Below are 13,894 nucleotides of genomic sequence, written 5' to 3' on the forward strand. Positions count from 1 at the left end.
AAAAACATCATCGATTTTACGTAAATATAAATCGAATGGACAAAATATATAGATTATATGGATAAATATAGGGACGAAGTTTAATATGGCTCAAACTGTCAATGACGTCGCTGACTTGATGAGTGATAAAACCCGTCATCCAAAATCAAACTTCCAAGTACCGACTGCGGTCAGGTATTTTTTTACCGTATTGGTGCTTGGATTGTTAGTGCTGATATTGCTAATGGGCGGTAAGGCTTTACGTGACGCACCTCCAGCAGCTATTCATGTCAATCATCAAGGATTGACGGGCGCCGAATATCGGGCGCTGCAATATGTCATGAATCAGCAGAGTGTGAGCAGCTTTTTTACCTCTGATTTGCAAGCGCTGCGAGATATCACCACTGGTTTGGCGTGGGTTGATCAGGTCAGTATCAGTCGTGACTGGCAAAAAGGTATTGTGGTTACGGTATTGCCTAAGCAAGCAGTGGCAAATTTTGGTACGGAGCGTTTAGTGGATGCAACAGGCAATGTGTTTGTCCCTGCCGATAGCAGAGATTTAACGCAAGAGGAGTTTGCAACTTTGCAAGGCAATATGACTCAAGCGCCGGTCATTATGCAGCAGATGCAGCAAGTCAATGATTGGTATGCACCGCTTGGCTTGCAAGTTGCAGATATTATTTTGTCGCCAAGAATGACTTGGCTGATTCGTTTTGATAACGGGTTGCGTATCATCGTTGATAATGAGAATACGGCGCAAAAGTTGCTGAATTTGAGTCAGCTGTTGGGTAATCAATTAAAAAACCGCCGTGATGAGATGCAATCGGTAGATCTTCGTTACAAAAATGGATTTACGATTACATGGAATATAGCATCGCCAAAAGATAATGAAATACCTCCAAACGAAAAACCCCAAAGTGACATACCTCTATAAGTAATATATAGAGTAGCCAACACGCTAAACTTGTCTACTTTATTTTTTATACAGAGTAAACATACGCTATTATCAGATGATAATAGACTTATTTTAATGATTTAATGGAGACATCATTTGTTCTCCTGTTTAGCGATAATTTGTCTGGTACCATGAAAAATACTGAAAATCTGGTTGTTGTCCATTTAAGTGCCACGGCAGTTTATGTCGTTATTGGTAGCGTTGTGTCTGCAAGAGACATCCGTATTATGGGTGTGGGACAAGTTAAAAACAGCGACTTTTATCAAGGTCAAATCAAGCACCGTGAACGTTTGCAAGGCGCTATCAAACAGGCTATTCAAGAAGCGGAAGATACCGCCAATTGCCGTGTGCATAGTCTATGGCTCACGATGGCCACTCCTGAGCTATTGAGTAAAAATAGTGCTGGCAATGTCAGAGTAGAAGATGAGTTTGTCCGTGCTAAAGACATGGTCCAAGCGCTATCAAACGCCAAGTCGCAAGATTTGTCATCTGAATATTATTTAATGCATTGTTGTCAGCAAGGTATTTATATCGATAACCAAGAGTTTATGGTTGATGATGCCATTGACATGGTGGCACACAATATTACTGTGATGTATCACATGATGATGATGCCGGTTGCAGGTCGTCAGAATATCCAAAAACTATTGCAAAGCTGTGATGTTGGTATCGATCATATTGTGTTCGATGCGGTAACCAGTGCAGAATACAGCTTGATGAGCGAAGAGCGCCAACAAGGTGTTTGCTTGGTGGATATAGGTGCCAGTACCACGAGTATTTGTGTTTATAAAGAAAACAAGCTGATTTTTACCCATTGTATCGCAACGGGCAGTCATGAAGTGACGATGGATATTTCAGCTGATGTTGGTATCTCAATGATAGAGGCTGAAAAGCTGAAAAAATCGCATGGTACAGTGGATGTCAACAGTGTAGATCCAAGCTCATTTTTCTTGTTTAAACCTCAAGGTTCAGGCGATGAAATCAATATTGGTATCTACAACCTTGCTCGTATTATTGAAGCCCGTTACGTACAGATTTTCACTGAAGTGGTTCGTCAATTGCATGAAGCGGACTTATTAGGCTATATTGATAAGGGCATTGTGCTCACAGGCGGCGGCAGTGCGATTAAAGGCATGATACCATTTGCGAAAAAATTATTAAAAATGCCGGTGGTATTGAGCAATACCCACCCTGCGATTAGTGCTTATAATCATTTTGATAATGATGAATCTTTTAAGCAGCTGAATCTTCAGGTTAATGATCGGGCTTATCAAACGGCATTTGGTACACTTTTATACAGTCAAAGCGAGCAGTTTCGCCGCAGTGAAAAAAGCGAGCCTGAAGCGATTCAAAAAAATCGCGTGACGGGTGTTTTTCAAAGTGCTGGTCAACGTTTTGCCAGTGTACTAAAAAAGATATTATAATCGCCCTATAATCCTGCTGATAACCTACTTACCGCGATCAGATAGAGTTTTGTCAGCAAGACCAAGCAACAATATGAACAGCAATACCCTGTATAATAACGGCATATCTTGGTTAAGCGTTACTATTTAGTTAAGCATTACTATTTAAGCCATTGCTCTGTTTTATTCAAATACATTTATATATAGTAAGTCGATAGCGTGCCATATGCGTGTGTTACCACGTATCGACCATCACGCTATCTGCAACTGGAGAAACTTTTTTATGTCAAAATACACCATGCCAGATGATAATCAGCTTCAAAATAATGGCCAGGCAAGCTTCACTGTATTCGGTGTAGGCGGCGGCGGCGGTAATGCAGTTGAACATATGGTACAGCAAGGGATTAGAGGTGTAACGTTCGTCTGTGCGAATACGGACAAACAGGCGCTTGATCGTTTGACTGCCCCTCATAAACTGCAACTTGGCGCAAAAACCAATCGTGGTCTTGGCGCAGGGGCGAATCCGGAAGTGGGTCGCGAAGCAGCAGAAAGCGACGAAGAAGCGATTCGTGCACTGCTTGAGCACTCAGATATGGTCTTTATCACTGCCGGAATGGGCGGAGGTACGGGTACGGGTGCTGCACCAGTGGTAGCGCGTATTGCTAAAGAGATGGAAGTATTGACCGTTGCTGTAGTCACCACGCCGTTTAAGTTTGAAGGCGGCAAACGTATCAAGGCTGCCAAAGCGGGCATCGAGCAGCTGACCAATTTTGTTGACTCTATTATCACGATTCCAAATGATAAGCTGATGAGTGTCTACGGCAACATCTCTATGCAAGATGCGTTCAAAAAAGCAGATGACGTGCTATTGCATGCGGTTCAAGGTATTGCAGAGACAATCGCTAGCGAAGGTATGATCAACATTGACTTTAACGATATCCGTACAGCCATGACCGCTAAGGGTCATGCTATGATGGGTATCGGTCGTGCCAGCGGTGATGATCGTGCGCGTCAAGCGACTGAAAAGGCCATCAGATCGCCATTACTTGATGATTTACGTCTAGAGAATGCCAAAGGCTTGCTCGTCAACGTGATATCGTCTGAATCGTTATCCCTAGATGAGATGAGCAAAATCAGTGTCATCGTCGAAGAAATTACTGATATCGATGAAGCGCATATCTTCTATGGCTCAGTGATTGATGAAAAAATGGGTGATGATTTGCATGTGACGGTTATTGCAACAGGTTTGACCCTGGATGAAAATGCCGGTGAAGAGCCTGAAGTAATTGAGCAGCCTGTGCCTTCTGTAAACAGCACACAACCTGTTGACCCAAATTTGCATACCAGTGCATTAAACAGTCAAAAACAGTCTCAAGCTCAGTATCAAGAAAATCCGATTCGCTCGAATACGGTCCCTGAACAGACCAAAACCAAGACCAATAGTATTCAAGATTATCTAAAGCGTCAGCAGAATAAATAGATATCATGCGTCTAAATATTGCTCATTAAAAAAGTCAGCGCTTAAACGCTGGCTTTTTTGTGCCTATTGATAACATCTGCTATTGACCAACTGGCTTATATAGTCAGTGAAAAGTAATATCAATACATCACGTACTGCTGGTATCAATTTATCCTTCTTGCTGTGCCTACGCAGACAGAGGATGCAAAAAATTTATACCAGCAGTACCGTAGCGTCTTTAGAATATTTTGACTATATATAGTCACTCCTATTATATAGTCACTCCTATTTATCAGAAAATGCTCGCTCAAAATATTGATCTATAAACTATTTTTAGAGGTTGAAAACTTTTAGAGCTCAGTATTTTATAGCAATCTATCAGTTATTTCGACTACACAGTCACCGATAACAATACCTTGATAAGTGTTATCAATCAAAGAGATAGGTAAATTAACGCTTTTTATCGCTAGCGAACAGGGTTCGGGTAATGCTACACTATGGCAATTGTAACAAAATATGTGAGAAGACAGCCATGAACCAACGAACCATAAAAACAGCAATTGCCGTTACAGGTACTGGTCTTCATAGTGGTCAACCTGTTGATTTAGAGTTTCATCCGCAGCCTATTGATACTGGAATCCTCTTTGAGCGTTCTGATATTGCTGGCAGCACACCCATCCCTGCCAGTGCGTTTTTGGTACAAGATACCATGATGTCATCCAATTTGGTGTTCGGTGGTACCCGTGTCGGTACGGTTGAGCATCTGCTCAGTGCGATAGCGGGACTTGGCGTTGATAATCTATTAATTCGTGTATCAGCATCAGAGATACCTATCATGGATGGCAGTGCTGCACCTTTTGTAGGGCTGTTACTACAAGCAGGTTTTTGCGAACAGGATGCTTTAAAGAAGTTCATCAGAATTGCACGTACTGTGCGTGTTAAAGTTGATGATAAATGGGCAGAGTTACGTCCTTATGATGGCTTTGAGCTTAATTTTGAGATTGATTTTGACCATCCTGCCATTGATAAAAATTTCCAGCATGCTCAATTGCAATTTTCAACTCAAAACTTCATTGAACAATTGAGCTCAGCACGTACTTTTGGCTTTTTACGTGATATTGAAGCTATGCGTCAGAACAATTTGGCATTAGGCGGTAGTATGGACAATGCAATTGTCATTGATGAAGCCAATATTTTGAATGAAGAAGGTCTACGCTTTAATGACGAATTTGTTCGTCATAAAATTTTAGATGCGCTTGGTGATCTATATCTCATTGGCTATCCGATTTTGGGTCGTTTTAATGCCTATAAATCTGGTCACGCTTTAAACAATTTAGTGGTGCGTGAGATTTTATCTGACCATAATAACTTTGAAATTGTAACTTTTGATGACAATGTAACGTGTCCTATCGAATATTTACCTTTGACTGCTATAACTGTCGAAGGATGAATACAGGAATATACACGAAGTATCGAAACATTTACGCAATATTACATAAAATGGTTATAGATAGGATAAATTAGTATTTATATAAGTGGATATATCGTTCTTTATATTATAATAAATTGCCTGTATAGTAGATGAAATAAAAGCTGTAGCGAATAGAAAAATCATCTGTTAGTGATGTTCACAATGTGAATGACACTAACAGATGATTTTTTTTATTTTTAAAATTACAAAAACCCAGCCTTAAACGGATCATTTACTGTATTAATTTACATAACTTTACATTGTATAAGGCGGATTTTTAGGAATTGACGAGACGTAATAGGGCCTTTTTGAGGTTTTCATCAGTGGTGACATGCTCTGCTGCCTGTGATATAGTCCGCTTTGTGTTTTGGCTAAGAGCCTGATTTTCATGGGCTTTAACGGACATTGAGCGTGATGCTGACAAGGCTGATGGTGATTTAGAATAATGATTATCAGCAGATTTATTGGCTACGACGACGCGAATTTGCTTGAGTTGTTTAAATGTAATTGACTGCTCTGTTAATACCTGCAAATACGCGCTTTGTAGATAGCGAATATGATTGGCGGCGGTTACCGACTCGACACTGAGTGTCAATTGCTCAGACGTTAAGCCTACGACCCAGCAGCTATTGAGGATTTCCTCAGGTAGACAATCTACCAAAAGCGCTTTTATTTCAGTGGTCGCTTGCACATATAAACGCATACTATCAGATAGGCTTTGAGGTAGCGCACTACCAGCAAACGCTTGATGATCGATGAGAGTGGCAAGGCGGTTAGGGTTTTTTTTGGACATCGTGCTGACTCATCTAATAGGTGAAAAATCGATATTCATAACAAACAGGCTCCAAACGCTCATTTTCAAAGCAAGGTATGACGTAGCAAACGATTTATATAGTAGATGATTAAGCTGCTAATGATATCAGCATCAGCTACTTAAGAAGTAAAAGAGCGATTGTACTAAAGATTTTATCATGTTTATTTCATGATTATATTCTCTAAACTAATTCATGCTTTGTCACGGATGATGAGCAATTCTGTTTTCACAATAGGTAGTAAATTTATGAAACAAGCTTTATTAATTTTATCAGTATTGGGAATGGGCGTAGCACAAACAAGTGGCGCTGCCGAAACAACCTTTCAATCAAATAATACCTTGAGTCATACCATCACCAATATCACTACTTCTGCGAATTACGGTTCGAGTCGTAACATTTACAGCACCAACAGCGGTGCATATGTTTCTAGCAATGATGAAATCAGCCAAGCCATCGACAATTTAAGCGCGCATGCAAAACAAAAAGAATATCAGCTTGCTTCGCTAACCAATCGTTTGTCTTATGAGCAGCGTCAGCAGAAAGTAAGTTCAGTGCCAGATCGTTATTCGGCGCCTGCTATTGCAGCAGCGAATGCTTCACGAGTTGCTTTATCTAGTAGTACAGGCTATTGCGCTCGTTATGTCCGTAAAGCGTTACAATCAGCGGGCTACGAATTTACCCCTAATCCTTCAGCGTATCAATATGCCTCTCGCGGCACCCTGTCACAAGCAGGCTTTAGCAAAATTAGTAATAATATGCAGCCACAGGTTGGTGACGTGGTTGTTTATGATCGTAGCTCAAACCGCCCTCATGGTCATATTCAAATATTTGATGGCAATGACTGGGTATCTGATTTCCGTCAAAACGATATTAGCCCATATAGCGGTGTTCACAACTATACAACATGGCGCGATGCTAGATATGTCGATGATGCTTCAGATCGTGGTATCTACCTTGCTATGGCTGACAAATAAGCCTTAGCTAAGTACTCTCTCCGGACTCAGTAATGCGCTTTATGACATTGCTGAGTTTTTTTATGTCTTAAATAGAGCTAACTATTCATTTGATACTTTTATTTAGCGAAGGCTACCTACCCATCAAAACGTGCCCAATACTGACGATTGTGAAAGTCGGGCGGCGATGCATGTTTGGGCGCAAAGTATAAAGTGATTTTGCCAAAGGATAATATGACGCAAGGATGTATGTAGTCGATAATGCGTTCATAGCCATAATTATAGGCGTTATCATACCATTGACTTAAAGGCACTCTAAAACGGCGCTCATATTGATAAAGCTGAGGAGCTGACGTCTGAGAGGCAGTTTGCAGCTTTGAGATGTTATTCCAGTCGATAGAGGCGCGTGTCTGTCTATCAGCTTGCAAAAGAGGTTTTGGCGGTAATGTCGAAGGATAGCGATAGCTATCAAACTCATAAAGCGCATACTGCCCATTCGGACTGGCGTTTATCTCTATATAAGCCTTCGTTTTATTCGTAGCAGATGAATTATTATTGTCTTCTGAATGGCTATTTATGAAACAACCTGCCAAAAAGCACTCAAGGCAGGTTTGCTCCCACAGACAATCCTTAAAACCTACTTTATCTGCTTGCCACTTTGGCCAAGCCAATTGAGCCGCTAGTGATTCAGCGGGCAACGTCACACGATACTGTAGCTGTAAATACGCTTCTGGCTGCGCTACAAGCGTTGCGTTTACCTGTACGCTAATTTGCTGTAACGCTTTTACTGTCACGCCAAGTTGCTGCGCGTCATCTGCTAAGGTTTCAGTTGCTAGGTATAAATCAAAACTTTGGCTCATATTCTTATTATCTCAAAAATTATTAGCACCGTAAAACATGATATATAGTTAAAATATCTCAAAAACGCTACAGTGCTGCTGGTATAAATTTTTTGCAGCCTCTGTCTGCATAGGCACAGCAAGCAAGAAAAATTAATATCAGCAGTACTTGATGTATCGATATTACTTTTCCCTGACTATAGCTGCTAACGAATATCGCATATTAAATAGTGAACTATAAATGACATAAAAGCCGCGAGCAAAAGTGCATCGCGGCTTTTATTATTTACCCTTATCATCTGTCTAAAAATAAATCAGCACGCTATTTTAAGCCATTTCATTTTCAACAGACGATATGAAGCAAGTAATGACGCATTATGCATTACGAGCAAGGTTTGAAAGTTTAGGATTGGCATTTGGGTTTTTGCGTAGCAATAGCGCCATACGACCAATTGAGTGAATCAAAGTCGCCTTTGCAGTAGCAGCAAGCTCAGCGCCGATGACATCACGCTCTTCCTTGGTACCAGCAGGCAATTTTACTTTAATCAGTTCATGATCTGATAAGGCGCGATCAATCTCTTCAATGATGCTTGGCGTGACACCTTTATTGCCAATCATAACGATCGGTTTAAGATCATGACCAATGCCTTTTAAGCGTTTGATGGTTGCGTTATCAAGTTGCATAGAATTCCTAGAGGTTGGTAAAAATAAATGATAATAAAATTGAGAGCAATTAATGATCATTATAATTAATCTATGATCATCTTGCATGAGATCAGCAGGATTTTGCACGATTTTACGTGATGAAAATGTTAAACTGCAGTTATAGGTGCATTATAAACGCTACGCTCTTATAAAGCAGTGTTTTCACTAAGAAAATTTAGCAGTTTGGCCTTTTGACGTTGATAAGTAGCTCAATAATATGAAAAATCATGGCTAATGGTATTTTTGATGGCATGGTTGTAGAAAGTGATAGAAAGCAAAAAAGTCTATTAAGACGTTAGTTAATAAATACATATAAAAGTATAGAAAAGCACGTTATAGGAGCAGGAATTTTGGCCACACGTATTGAAAACAAAAAATTGTCAAAGAGCAGTAGTGCTTGGATGAAAGAGCATATTGATGATCACTATGTGCAAAAAGCCCATAAAGATGGCTACCGTGCCCGCGCTGCTTATAAATTATTAGAAATAAATGAAAAAACCAATCTGATCAAAAAAGGCATGACCGTTGTCGATTTGGGCAGTGCCCCTGGTAGCTGGTCTCAAGTGGCGGGTCAACTGGTTGGTGAAAAAGGCATTTTGATTGCTTCTGATATTTTGCCAATGGATACCTTGCCGGATGTTACCTTTATTCAAGGTGATTTTCGCGAGCCTGAAGTGTTTGATCGTATCATGGCTGAGGTTGGTGATAGACAAGTTGATGTGGTGCTGTCTGATATGGCCCCCAATACAGCAGGTAATAGTGCCATTGACCAGCCGCGTATGATGTACTTATGTGAGCTTGCGGTCGAGTTCGCGCTTGCAACCTTACCAGAAGGTGGCGCGCTCATTATGAAAGTGTTTCAAGGTGAGGGTATACAAGAATTACGCAAGCAGATGCAGGCGGATTTTAGTAAAATCCGTAGTATTAAGCCTGGTGCTTCTAGACCACGCTCAAAAGAGATGTTTTGGATCGCGATTAAGTAATCTGAAATAAAATTCTCATATCAAACTTAGCAAGTTAAAACCATTGAATGAAAACTGCTACAATCGTTAACTGAATAAATGTGAATGCTGCTTGAATTATTCAGGTTAATACCACATATCATGATATATTAACTTTGTTTGAAATCAATTCTTAAGCATGTTTTATAAGTGCTTATATGATATTTTTAGCAAAGTCGTCTGACAGTAAGCGCCTTATAAACTCAGTTATTTATCGTTATTACGCGGCTTATTTCTCCAATAAAAATATAAGGTTGTTTTTATACCCTGTATTTGCAACAAGAGATGATAGTTCGCCAATAGACCTTGAATAGCGAGACATACGTTTATATATAGACGTCACGTGTTTAGTAAACACACCAATAAGTATGGGATGGGAATAACTAGTGAGCGACATGGTAAAAAATACCTTATTGTGGCTGGTGGTAATCGGCGTTTTAGTGCTGGTATTTAGCGGCTTTGATAAATCATCTGAGCCCGATAACCTTAACTACTCTGAATTTGTGACCGCAGTGTCAGAAAACCAAGTAGCCAGTGTTGAGATCGATGGCGAGCAAATCACCGGCGAGAAGAAAAATGGTTCTGAATTTGAAACCATTCGTCCAGCTGTGATGGATGACGAGCTGATGCCATTGCTGCGTGAAAATAAAGTTGAAGTCCAAGGCACTGCACCGAAGCGCCAAAGCGTATTGATGCAATTGCTGATAGCCAGTTTCCCAATTTTGCTGATTATTGGTCTGTTTTTATTCTTTATGCGTAATATGCAAGGTGGTGCTGGTGGCAAAGGTGGCGGACCGATGAGCTTCGGCAAGTCAAAAGCCAAAATGCTAACGGAAGACCAAATCAAAGTAAACTTTGAAGACGTTGCTGGTTGTGAAGAAGCCAAAGAAGAAGTGGTGGAAGTGGTCGAATTCTTACGTGACCCTGATAAATTTACCAAGCTTGGGGCGACGATTCCACGTGGTATCTTGATGGTTGGCCCTCCAGGTACGGGTAAAACATTATTGGCTCGTGCCATTGCTGGTGAAGCTAAAGTACCGTTCTTCTCAATCTCAGGTTCTGATTTTGTTGAGATGTTTGTCGGTGTTGGTGCATCACGCGTCCGTGATATGTTTGAACAAGCGAAGAAAAGTGCGCCATGTATTATCTTTATTGATGAAATTGATGCTGTCGGTCGCCATCGCGGTTCCGGTATGGGCGGCGGTAATGATGAGCGTGAACAGACATTGAACCAATTGTTGGTTGAGATGGATGGTTTTGAAGGCAATGAAGGTGTTATCGTCATCGCAGCTACCAACCGTGCCGATGTCCTTGATAAAGCACTATTGCGTCCCGGTCGTTTTGACCGTCAGGTTCAAGTTGGCTTGCCAGACATCAAAGGTCGTGAGCAAATTCTTAAAGTACATTTAAGAAAACTACCCAATACAATCGGTGTCGATGCCAACGCTCTTGCCCGCGGTACGCCTGGATTTAGTGGTGCGCAGCTGGCGAATCTTGTGAACGAAGCGGCATTATTTGCGGCTCGTCGTAACAAGCGCAGCGTCGATATGAATGATTTTGAAGATGCAAAAGACAAGCTATATATGGGTCCTGAGCGTAAGTCAATGGTCATACGTGAAGAAGAGCGCCGCGCTACTGCTTATCACGAAGCAGGGCACGCGCTAGTTGCTGAGCTGCTACCGGGTACCGATCCTGTCCATAAAGTCACCATTATGCCGCGTGGATTTGCGCTTGGTGTTACGTGGCAGTTGCCTGAACATGATCAAACCAGTATGTACAAATCAAAAATGTTGAGTGATATTGCAATTTTATTTGGTGGTCGTATTGCTGAAGAAGTCTTTATCGACCAAATGTCGACAGGTGCTTCAAATGACTTTGAACGTGCGACAAAAATGGCACGAGCAATGGTAACCAAATACGGCATGTCTGACGCGCTTGGTATCATGGTCTATGAAGATGATGACAGCTCGCAAGGTTACTTTGGTGGTGGTACGCGCACCATATCAGAAGCGACGCAGCAAAAGGTTGATGAAGAAGTACGCCGTATGCTAGAGGAGCAATATGATATCGCTCGCGAATTGATTGAAGGCAATCAAGAAAAAATGCATGCGATGGTTGACGCTTTGATGAAATGGGAAACCATTGACCGTGATCAGTTGCAAGATATCTTAGCGGGCGAACAACCTCGTCCTCCAAGAGTTTATCAGCATCACGAAGTAAACTTATCAAAGGATCAGATAAAAACAACTGGATTAACCCCTCCGCCATTACCAGCGATGTAAAAGTTACTCTCACATTTTGAATAAAAAAAGCCCTTTTTATAAAGGGCTTTTTTGTTGTTGCCAACTTAGAATGGCATTAGATTTACTGGTATCATAAGTACTATGTGTTAGAGCTAAAATCAATTTTACGAATTCAAATTATCATGGATAAGTTATGTCATTATTCCAACCTTTACCTACTTATACTGTGACCTGCCGTGATAAAGTTTTAGATTTATCACAGCCTCATATCATGGGTATTTTAAATGTCACGCCAGATTCGTTCTCAGATGGCGGGCAGTTTAATACGATTGATGAGGCAATAGCGCACTGTATGGATATGATCGAAGCAGGTGCCACTATTATCGATATTGGCGGCGAGTCTACCCGTCCAAATGCTGAAGTGGTGGCAACGCGTGATGAGGTACAGCGTGTCGTGCCAGTCGTGACAGCCATTAGACAGCAGCTAGGCAATGACATATGGCTATCCATTGATACCAGTAGCCCTGAGGTCATGCAGGCAGCGTTTGAAGTAGGCGCGGATATTTGGAATGATGTACGAGCACTCAAGCGTGAGGGCGCGGCGGTGATGGCAGCTAAGCTTAATATTCCTGTTATGCTAATGCATATGCGCGGTGAGCCAACGACTATGAATAATATGGCGCATTATAAAGAGGTCATTCGAGAAGTGAAGGCGGAGCTAAATGCGAGAGTTGATGAAGTCATAAGTTTTGGTGTTAAGCGAGAAAATATCATTATTGATCCCGGGTTTGGTTTTGCTAAAAACTATGAGCATCACTGTGCATTATTAAGTCAGCTTAAAGACCTACAAACACTCGGACTGCCGATGATGTTTGGTATTTCACGCAAGCGATTTTTGGCAGAAGTGCTGACTAAAACAGGTGTGCAGGCGCTTGCTACCACCCAACCGCTTGAGCGTGATACCGTAGGTACTGCGGCTGGTATTTTCGCATTGCAGCAGGGGGCAAGTATCATTCGTACTCATAATGTCGCTATGATGCAGCAAGCCGTGGCATTATGGACCCAGCTCTCTGCCTACGATAAACGCTAATAGCTGTGGTTAGATGGCTGTGATTAAGCGGCTACAATTAGATGGTTAGGATCAAAAATAGATTTAGCTCTAATAGTGATTTCTAACCATAGAACTGCGGTACTTTGATATTTATTTAACTCCCTTTTAAACTGATGAGAATAACTCTATGACAATTAACAATCAGCCAGAGCCTACTAATGAGCAACGCCGCATTATTTATCAAGCACGCCGTGGTCTTAAAGAGTTGGATTTTTATTTTGAACCCTACATCAAAGAGCTTTATTTGACGGCTGAAGCTGCCGAACAACAAAGCTTTGCGCAAATGCTGACTCATGAAGACCCTGATTTGCTAGATTATTTTACCAATCAAAGCCGTCCAGAAGATGAGGCGATATGGGCATTGGTCAATAAAATTAAGACGTGGCGTCATAGTAAGCGTTTGAGCTAATGGTTGGGATTTCTCAACTTCATTTTTCGATTGTAATAGCAGAATTGAATATTCTTTATTAATCAGCCATATGCTTCGGTAGCTCATTATGACCCCATTAACCTCGCTACGTATCGATACTGCCATCAAGCCTTTAAGCTATTTATATCTGCTGTTTTATATCATTCTAGCCAGTGCCATTATTGTATTGGCATGGCTTGCTTCATTAGCATTATGGCAGTATGTTCTGATACTCATCATCAGCGCCGCAGTCATTGTCTATTTGGCATTATCACGGCCCATCTTATTACATCTAAGCCAGCCGCCACTTGATAAAAGCCTTTATCAAGATTGGCAGTTACTAATACGTACTGGTCGCGCAGATGACTTATGGCAAGCGCAACTAAAGGCCGTCACTCACTCTCACTGGGTTGTCTGTTTTGATTTTAATATCGTAGAGCCTTATCAACGCCGGTTTTCTGTGGCTATATTTCGTGATCAGGTCAATACTGATCAATGGCGTGAGTTAACCGTCTTGGCAAATATGGTTGCTAGCAAAACCGTTTAACTAA

The 13,894-nt window shown here is 41.3% G+C and carries 13 protein-coding genes; 10 read left to right on the forward strand and 3 right to left on the reverse strand.

Features of this window, described 5'->3' with window-relative positions; all coding sequences use genetic code 11:
- Positions 1 to 85: 85 nt before the first annotated feature.
- From JMW90_RS05455 to lpxC, 4 genes are all read left to right on the forward strand, one after another.
- A complete protein-coding gene (locus JMW90_RS05455; RefSeq protein ID WP_201562048.1) occupies positions 86 to 913 on the forward strand; it encodes a cell division protein FtsQ/DivIB in 828 nt (275 codons plus the stop codon).
- 152 nt (positions 914 to 1,065) lie between these two features.
- On the forward strand, positions 1,066 to 2,358 hold the full coding sequence (ftsA, locus tag JMW90_RS05460) for a cell division protein FtsA (RefSeq protein WP_201562049.1): 1,293 nt from the start codon (positions 1,066 to 1,068) through the stop codon (positions 2,356 to 2,358).
- Between the two features lie 262 nt (positions 2,359 to 2,620).
- Positions 2,621 to 3,817, forward strand: a complete 1,197-nt coding sequence (ftsZ, locus tag JMW90_RS05465; protein ID WP_201562050.1) for a cell division protein FtsZ — start codon at positions 2,621 to 2,623, stop codon at positions 3,815 to 3,817.
- A 511-nt stretch (positions 3,818 to 4,328) separates the two neighbouring features.
- Positions 4,329 to 5,246: a UDP-3-O-acyl-N-acetylglucosamine deacetylase gene (gene lpxC / locus JMW90_RS05470; RefSeq protein WP_201562051.1), complete on the forward strand. Its 918-nt coding sequence runs from the start codon at positions 4,329 to 4,331 to the stop codon at positions 5,244 to 5,246.
- Positions 5,247 to 5,544: 298 nt separating this feature from the next.
- Here lpxC and JMW90_RS05475 read toward each other — a convergent pair whose 3' ends face one another.
- Entirely contained in the window at positions 5,545 to 6,060 is a 516-nt protein-coding gene (locus JMW90_RS05475) for a DciA family protein (RefSeq protein WP_201562052.1), read from the reverse strand.
- 267 nt (positions 6,061 to 6,327) lie between these two features.
- Between JMW90_RS05475 and JMW90_RS05480 the strand changes: the two genes are divergently transcribed.
- Positions 6,328 to 7,056: a CHAP domain-containing protein gene (locus JMW90_RS05480; RefSeq protein ID WP_201562053.1), complete on the forward strand. Its 729-nt coding sequence runs from the start codon at positions 6,328 to 6,330 to the stop codon at positions 7,054 to 7,056.
- A gap of 116 nt (positions 7,057 to 7,172) precedes the next feature.
- Here the strand turns inward: JMW90_RS05480 and JMW90_RS05485 are convergent, their stop codons facing one another.
- Both JMW90_RS05485 and JMW90_RS05490 read right to left on the reverse strand, forming a co-directional pair.
- A complete protein-coding gene (locus tag JMW90_RS05485; protein WP_201562054.1) occupies positions 7,173 to 7,895 on the reverse strand; it encodes a DOMON-like domain-containing protein in 723 nt (240 codons plus the stop codon).
- Positions 7,896 to 8,249: 354 nt separating this feature from the next.
- Complete coding sequence (locus tag JMW90_RS05490) at positions 8,250 to 8,558, reverse strand: YhbY family RNA-binding protein (RefSeq protein WP_201562055.1); 309 nt, start codon at positions 8,556 to 8,558, stop codon at positions 8,250 to 8,252.
- A gap of 371 nt (positions 8,559 to 8,929) precedes the next feature.
- Between JMW90_RS05490 and JMW90_RS05495 the strand changes: the two genes are divergently transcribed.
- The 5 genes from JMW90_RS05495 to JMW90_RS05515 all read left to right on the forward strand — a co-directional run bounded on the left by JMW90_RS05495 (position 8,930) and on the right by JMW90_RS05515 (position 13,890).
- Positions 8,930 to 9,562 carry an RlmE family RNA methyltransferase gene (locus tag JMW90_RS05495; RefSeq protein WP_201562056.1) on the forward strand — a complete coding sequence of 211 codons (633 nt, stop codon included), beginning with the start codon at positions 8,930 to 8,932 and terminating at the stop codon, positions 9,560 to 9,562.
- Between the two features lie 404 nt (positions 9,563 to 9,966).
- A complete protein-coding gene (gene ftsH / locus JMW90_RS05500; RefSeq protein ID WP_201562057.1) occupies positions 9,967 to 11,862 on the forward strand; it encodes an ATP-dependent zinc metalloprotease FtsH in 1,896 nt (631 codons plus the stop codon).
- Positions 11,863 to 12,016: 154 nt separating this feature from the next.
- Complete coding sequence (folP, locus tag JMW90_RS05505) at positions 12,017 to 12,913, forward strand: dihydropteroate synthase (RefSeq protein ID WP_201562058.1); 897 nt, start codon at positions 12,017 to 12,019, stop codon at positions 12,911 to 12,913.
- A 148-nt stretch (positions 12,914 to 13,061) separates the two neighbouring features.
- The gene (locus tag JMW90_RS05510; protein ID WP_201562059.1) at positions 13,062 to 13,343 is read left to right on the forward strand and encodes an FAD assembly factor SdhE; all 282 of its coding nucleotides are present in this window, start codon (positions 13,062 to 13,064) and stop codon (positions 13,341 to 13,343) included.
- Between the two features lie 88 nt (positions 13,344 to 13,431).
- Positions 13,432 to 13,890 carry a protein YgfX gene (locus tag JMW90_RS05515; RefSeq protein ID WP_201562060.1) on the forward strand — a complete coding sequence of 153 codons (459 nt, stop codon included), beginning with the start codon at positions 13,432 to 13,434 and terminating at the stop codon, positions 13,888 to 13,890.
- Positions 13,891 to 13,894: the final 4 nt, after the last annotated feature.

The organism is Psychrobacter glacincola (genome assembly GCF_904846215.1).
In the GTDB taxonomy this organism is placed as follows: Bacteria; Pseudomonadota; Gammaproteobacteria; order Pseudomonadales; family Moraxellaceae; genus Psychrobacter; species Psychrobacter glacincola.

Excerpts from the sequence above, each read along its gene's own strand:
- JMW90_RS05455 (WP_201562048.1), top strand. The coding sequence starts at position 86 with ATGGCTCAAACTGTCAATGACGTCGCTGACTTGATGAGTGATAAAACC.
- ftsA (WP_201562049.1), top strand. The coding sequence starts at position 1,066 with ATGAAAAATACTGAAAATCTGGTTGTTGTCCATTTAAGTGCCACGGCA.
- ftsZ (WP_201562050.1), top strand. The coding sequence starts at position 2,621 with ATGTCAAAATACACCATGCCAGATGATAATCAGCTTCAAAATAATGGC.
- lpxC (WP_201562051.1), top strand. The coding sequence starts at position 4,329 with ATGAACCAACGAACCATAAAAACAGCAATTGCCGTTACAGGTACTGGT.
- JMW90_RS05475 (WP_201562052.1), bottom strand. The coding sequence starts at position 6,060 with ATGTCCAAAAAAAACCCTAACCGCCTTGCCACTCTCATCGATCATCAA.
- JMW90_RS05480 (WP_201562053.1), top strand. The coding sequence starts at position 6,328 with ATGAAACAAGCTTTATTAATTTTATCAGTATTGGGAATGGGCGTAGCA.
- JMW90_RS05485 (WP_201562054.1), bottom strand. The coding sequence starts at position 7,895 with ATGAGCCAAAGTTTTGATTTATACCTAGCAACTGAAACCTTAGCAGAT.
- JMW90_RS05490 (WP_201562055.1), bottom strand. The coding sequence starts at position 8,558 with ATGCAACTTGATAACGCAACCATCAAACGCTTAAAAGGCATTGGTCAT.
- folP (WP_201562058.1), top strand. The coding sequence starts at position 12,017 with ATGTCATTATTCCAACCTTTACCTACTTATACTGTGACCTGCCGTGAT.
- JMW90_RS05510 (WP_201562059.1), top strand. The coding sequence starts at position 13,062 with ATGACAATTAACAATCAGCCAGAGCCTACTAATGAGCAACGCCGCATT.
- JMW90_RS05515 (WP_201562060.1), top strand. The coding sequence starts at position 13,432 with ATGACCCCATTAACCTCGCTACGTATCGATACTGCCATCAAGCCTTTA.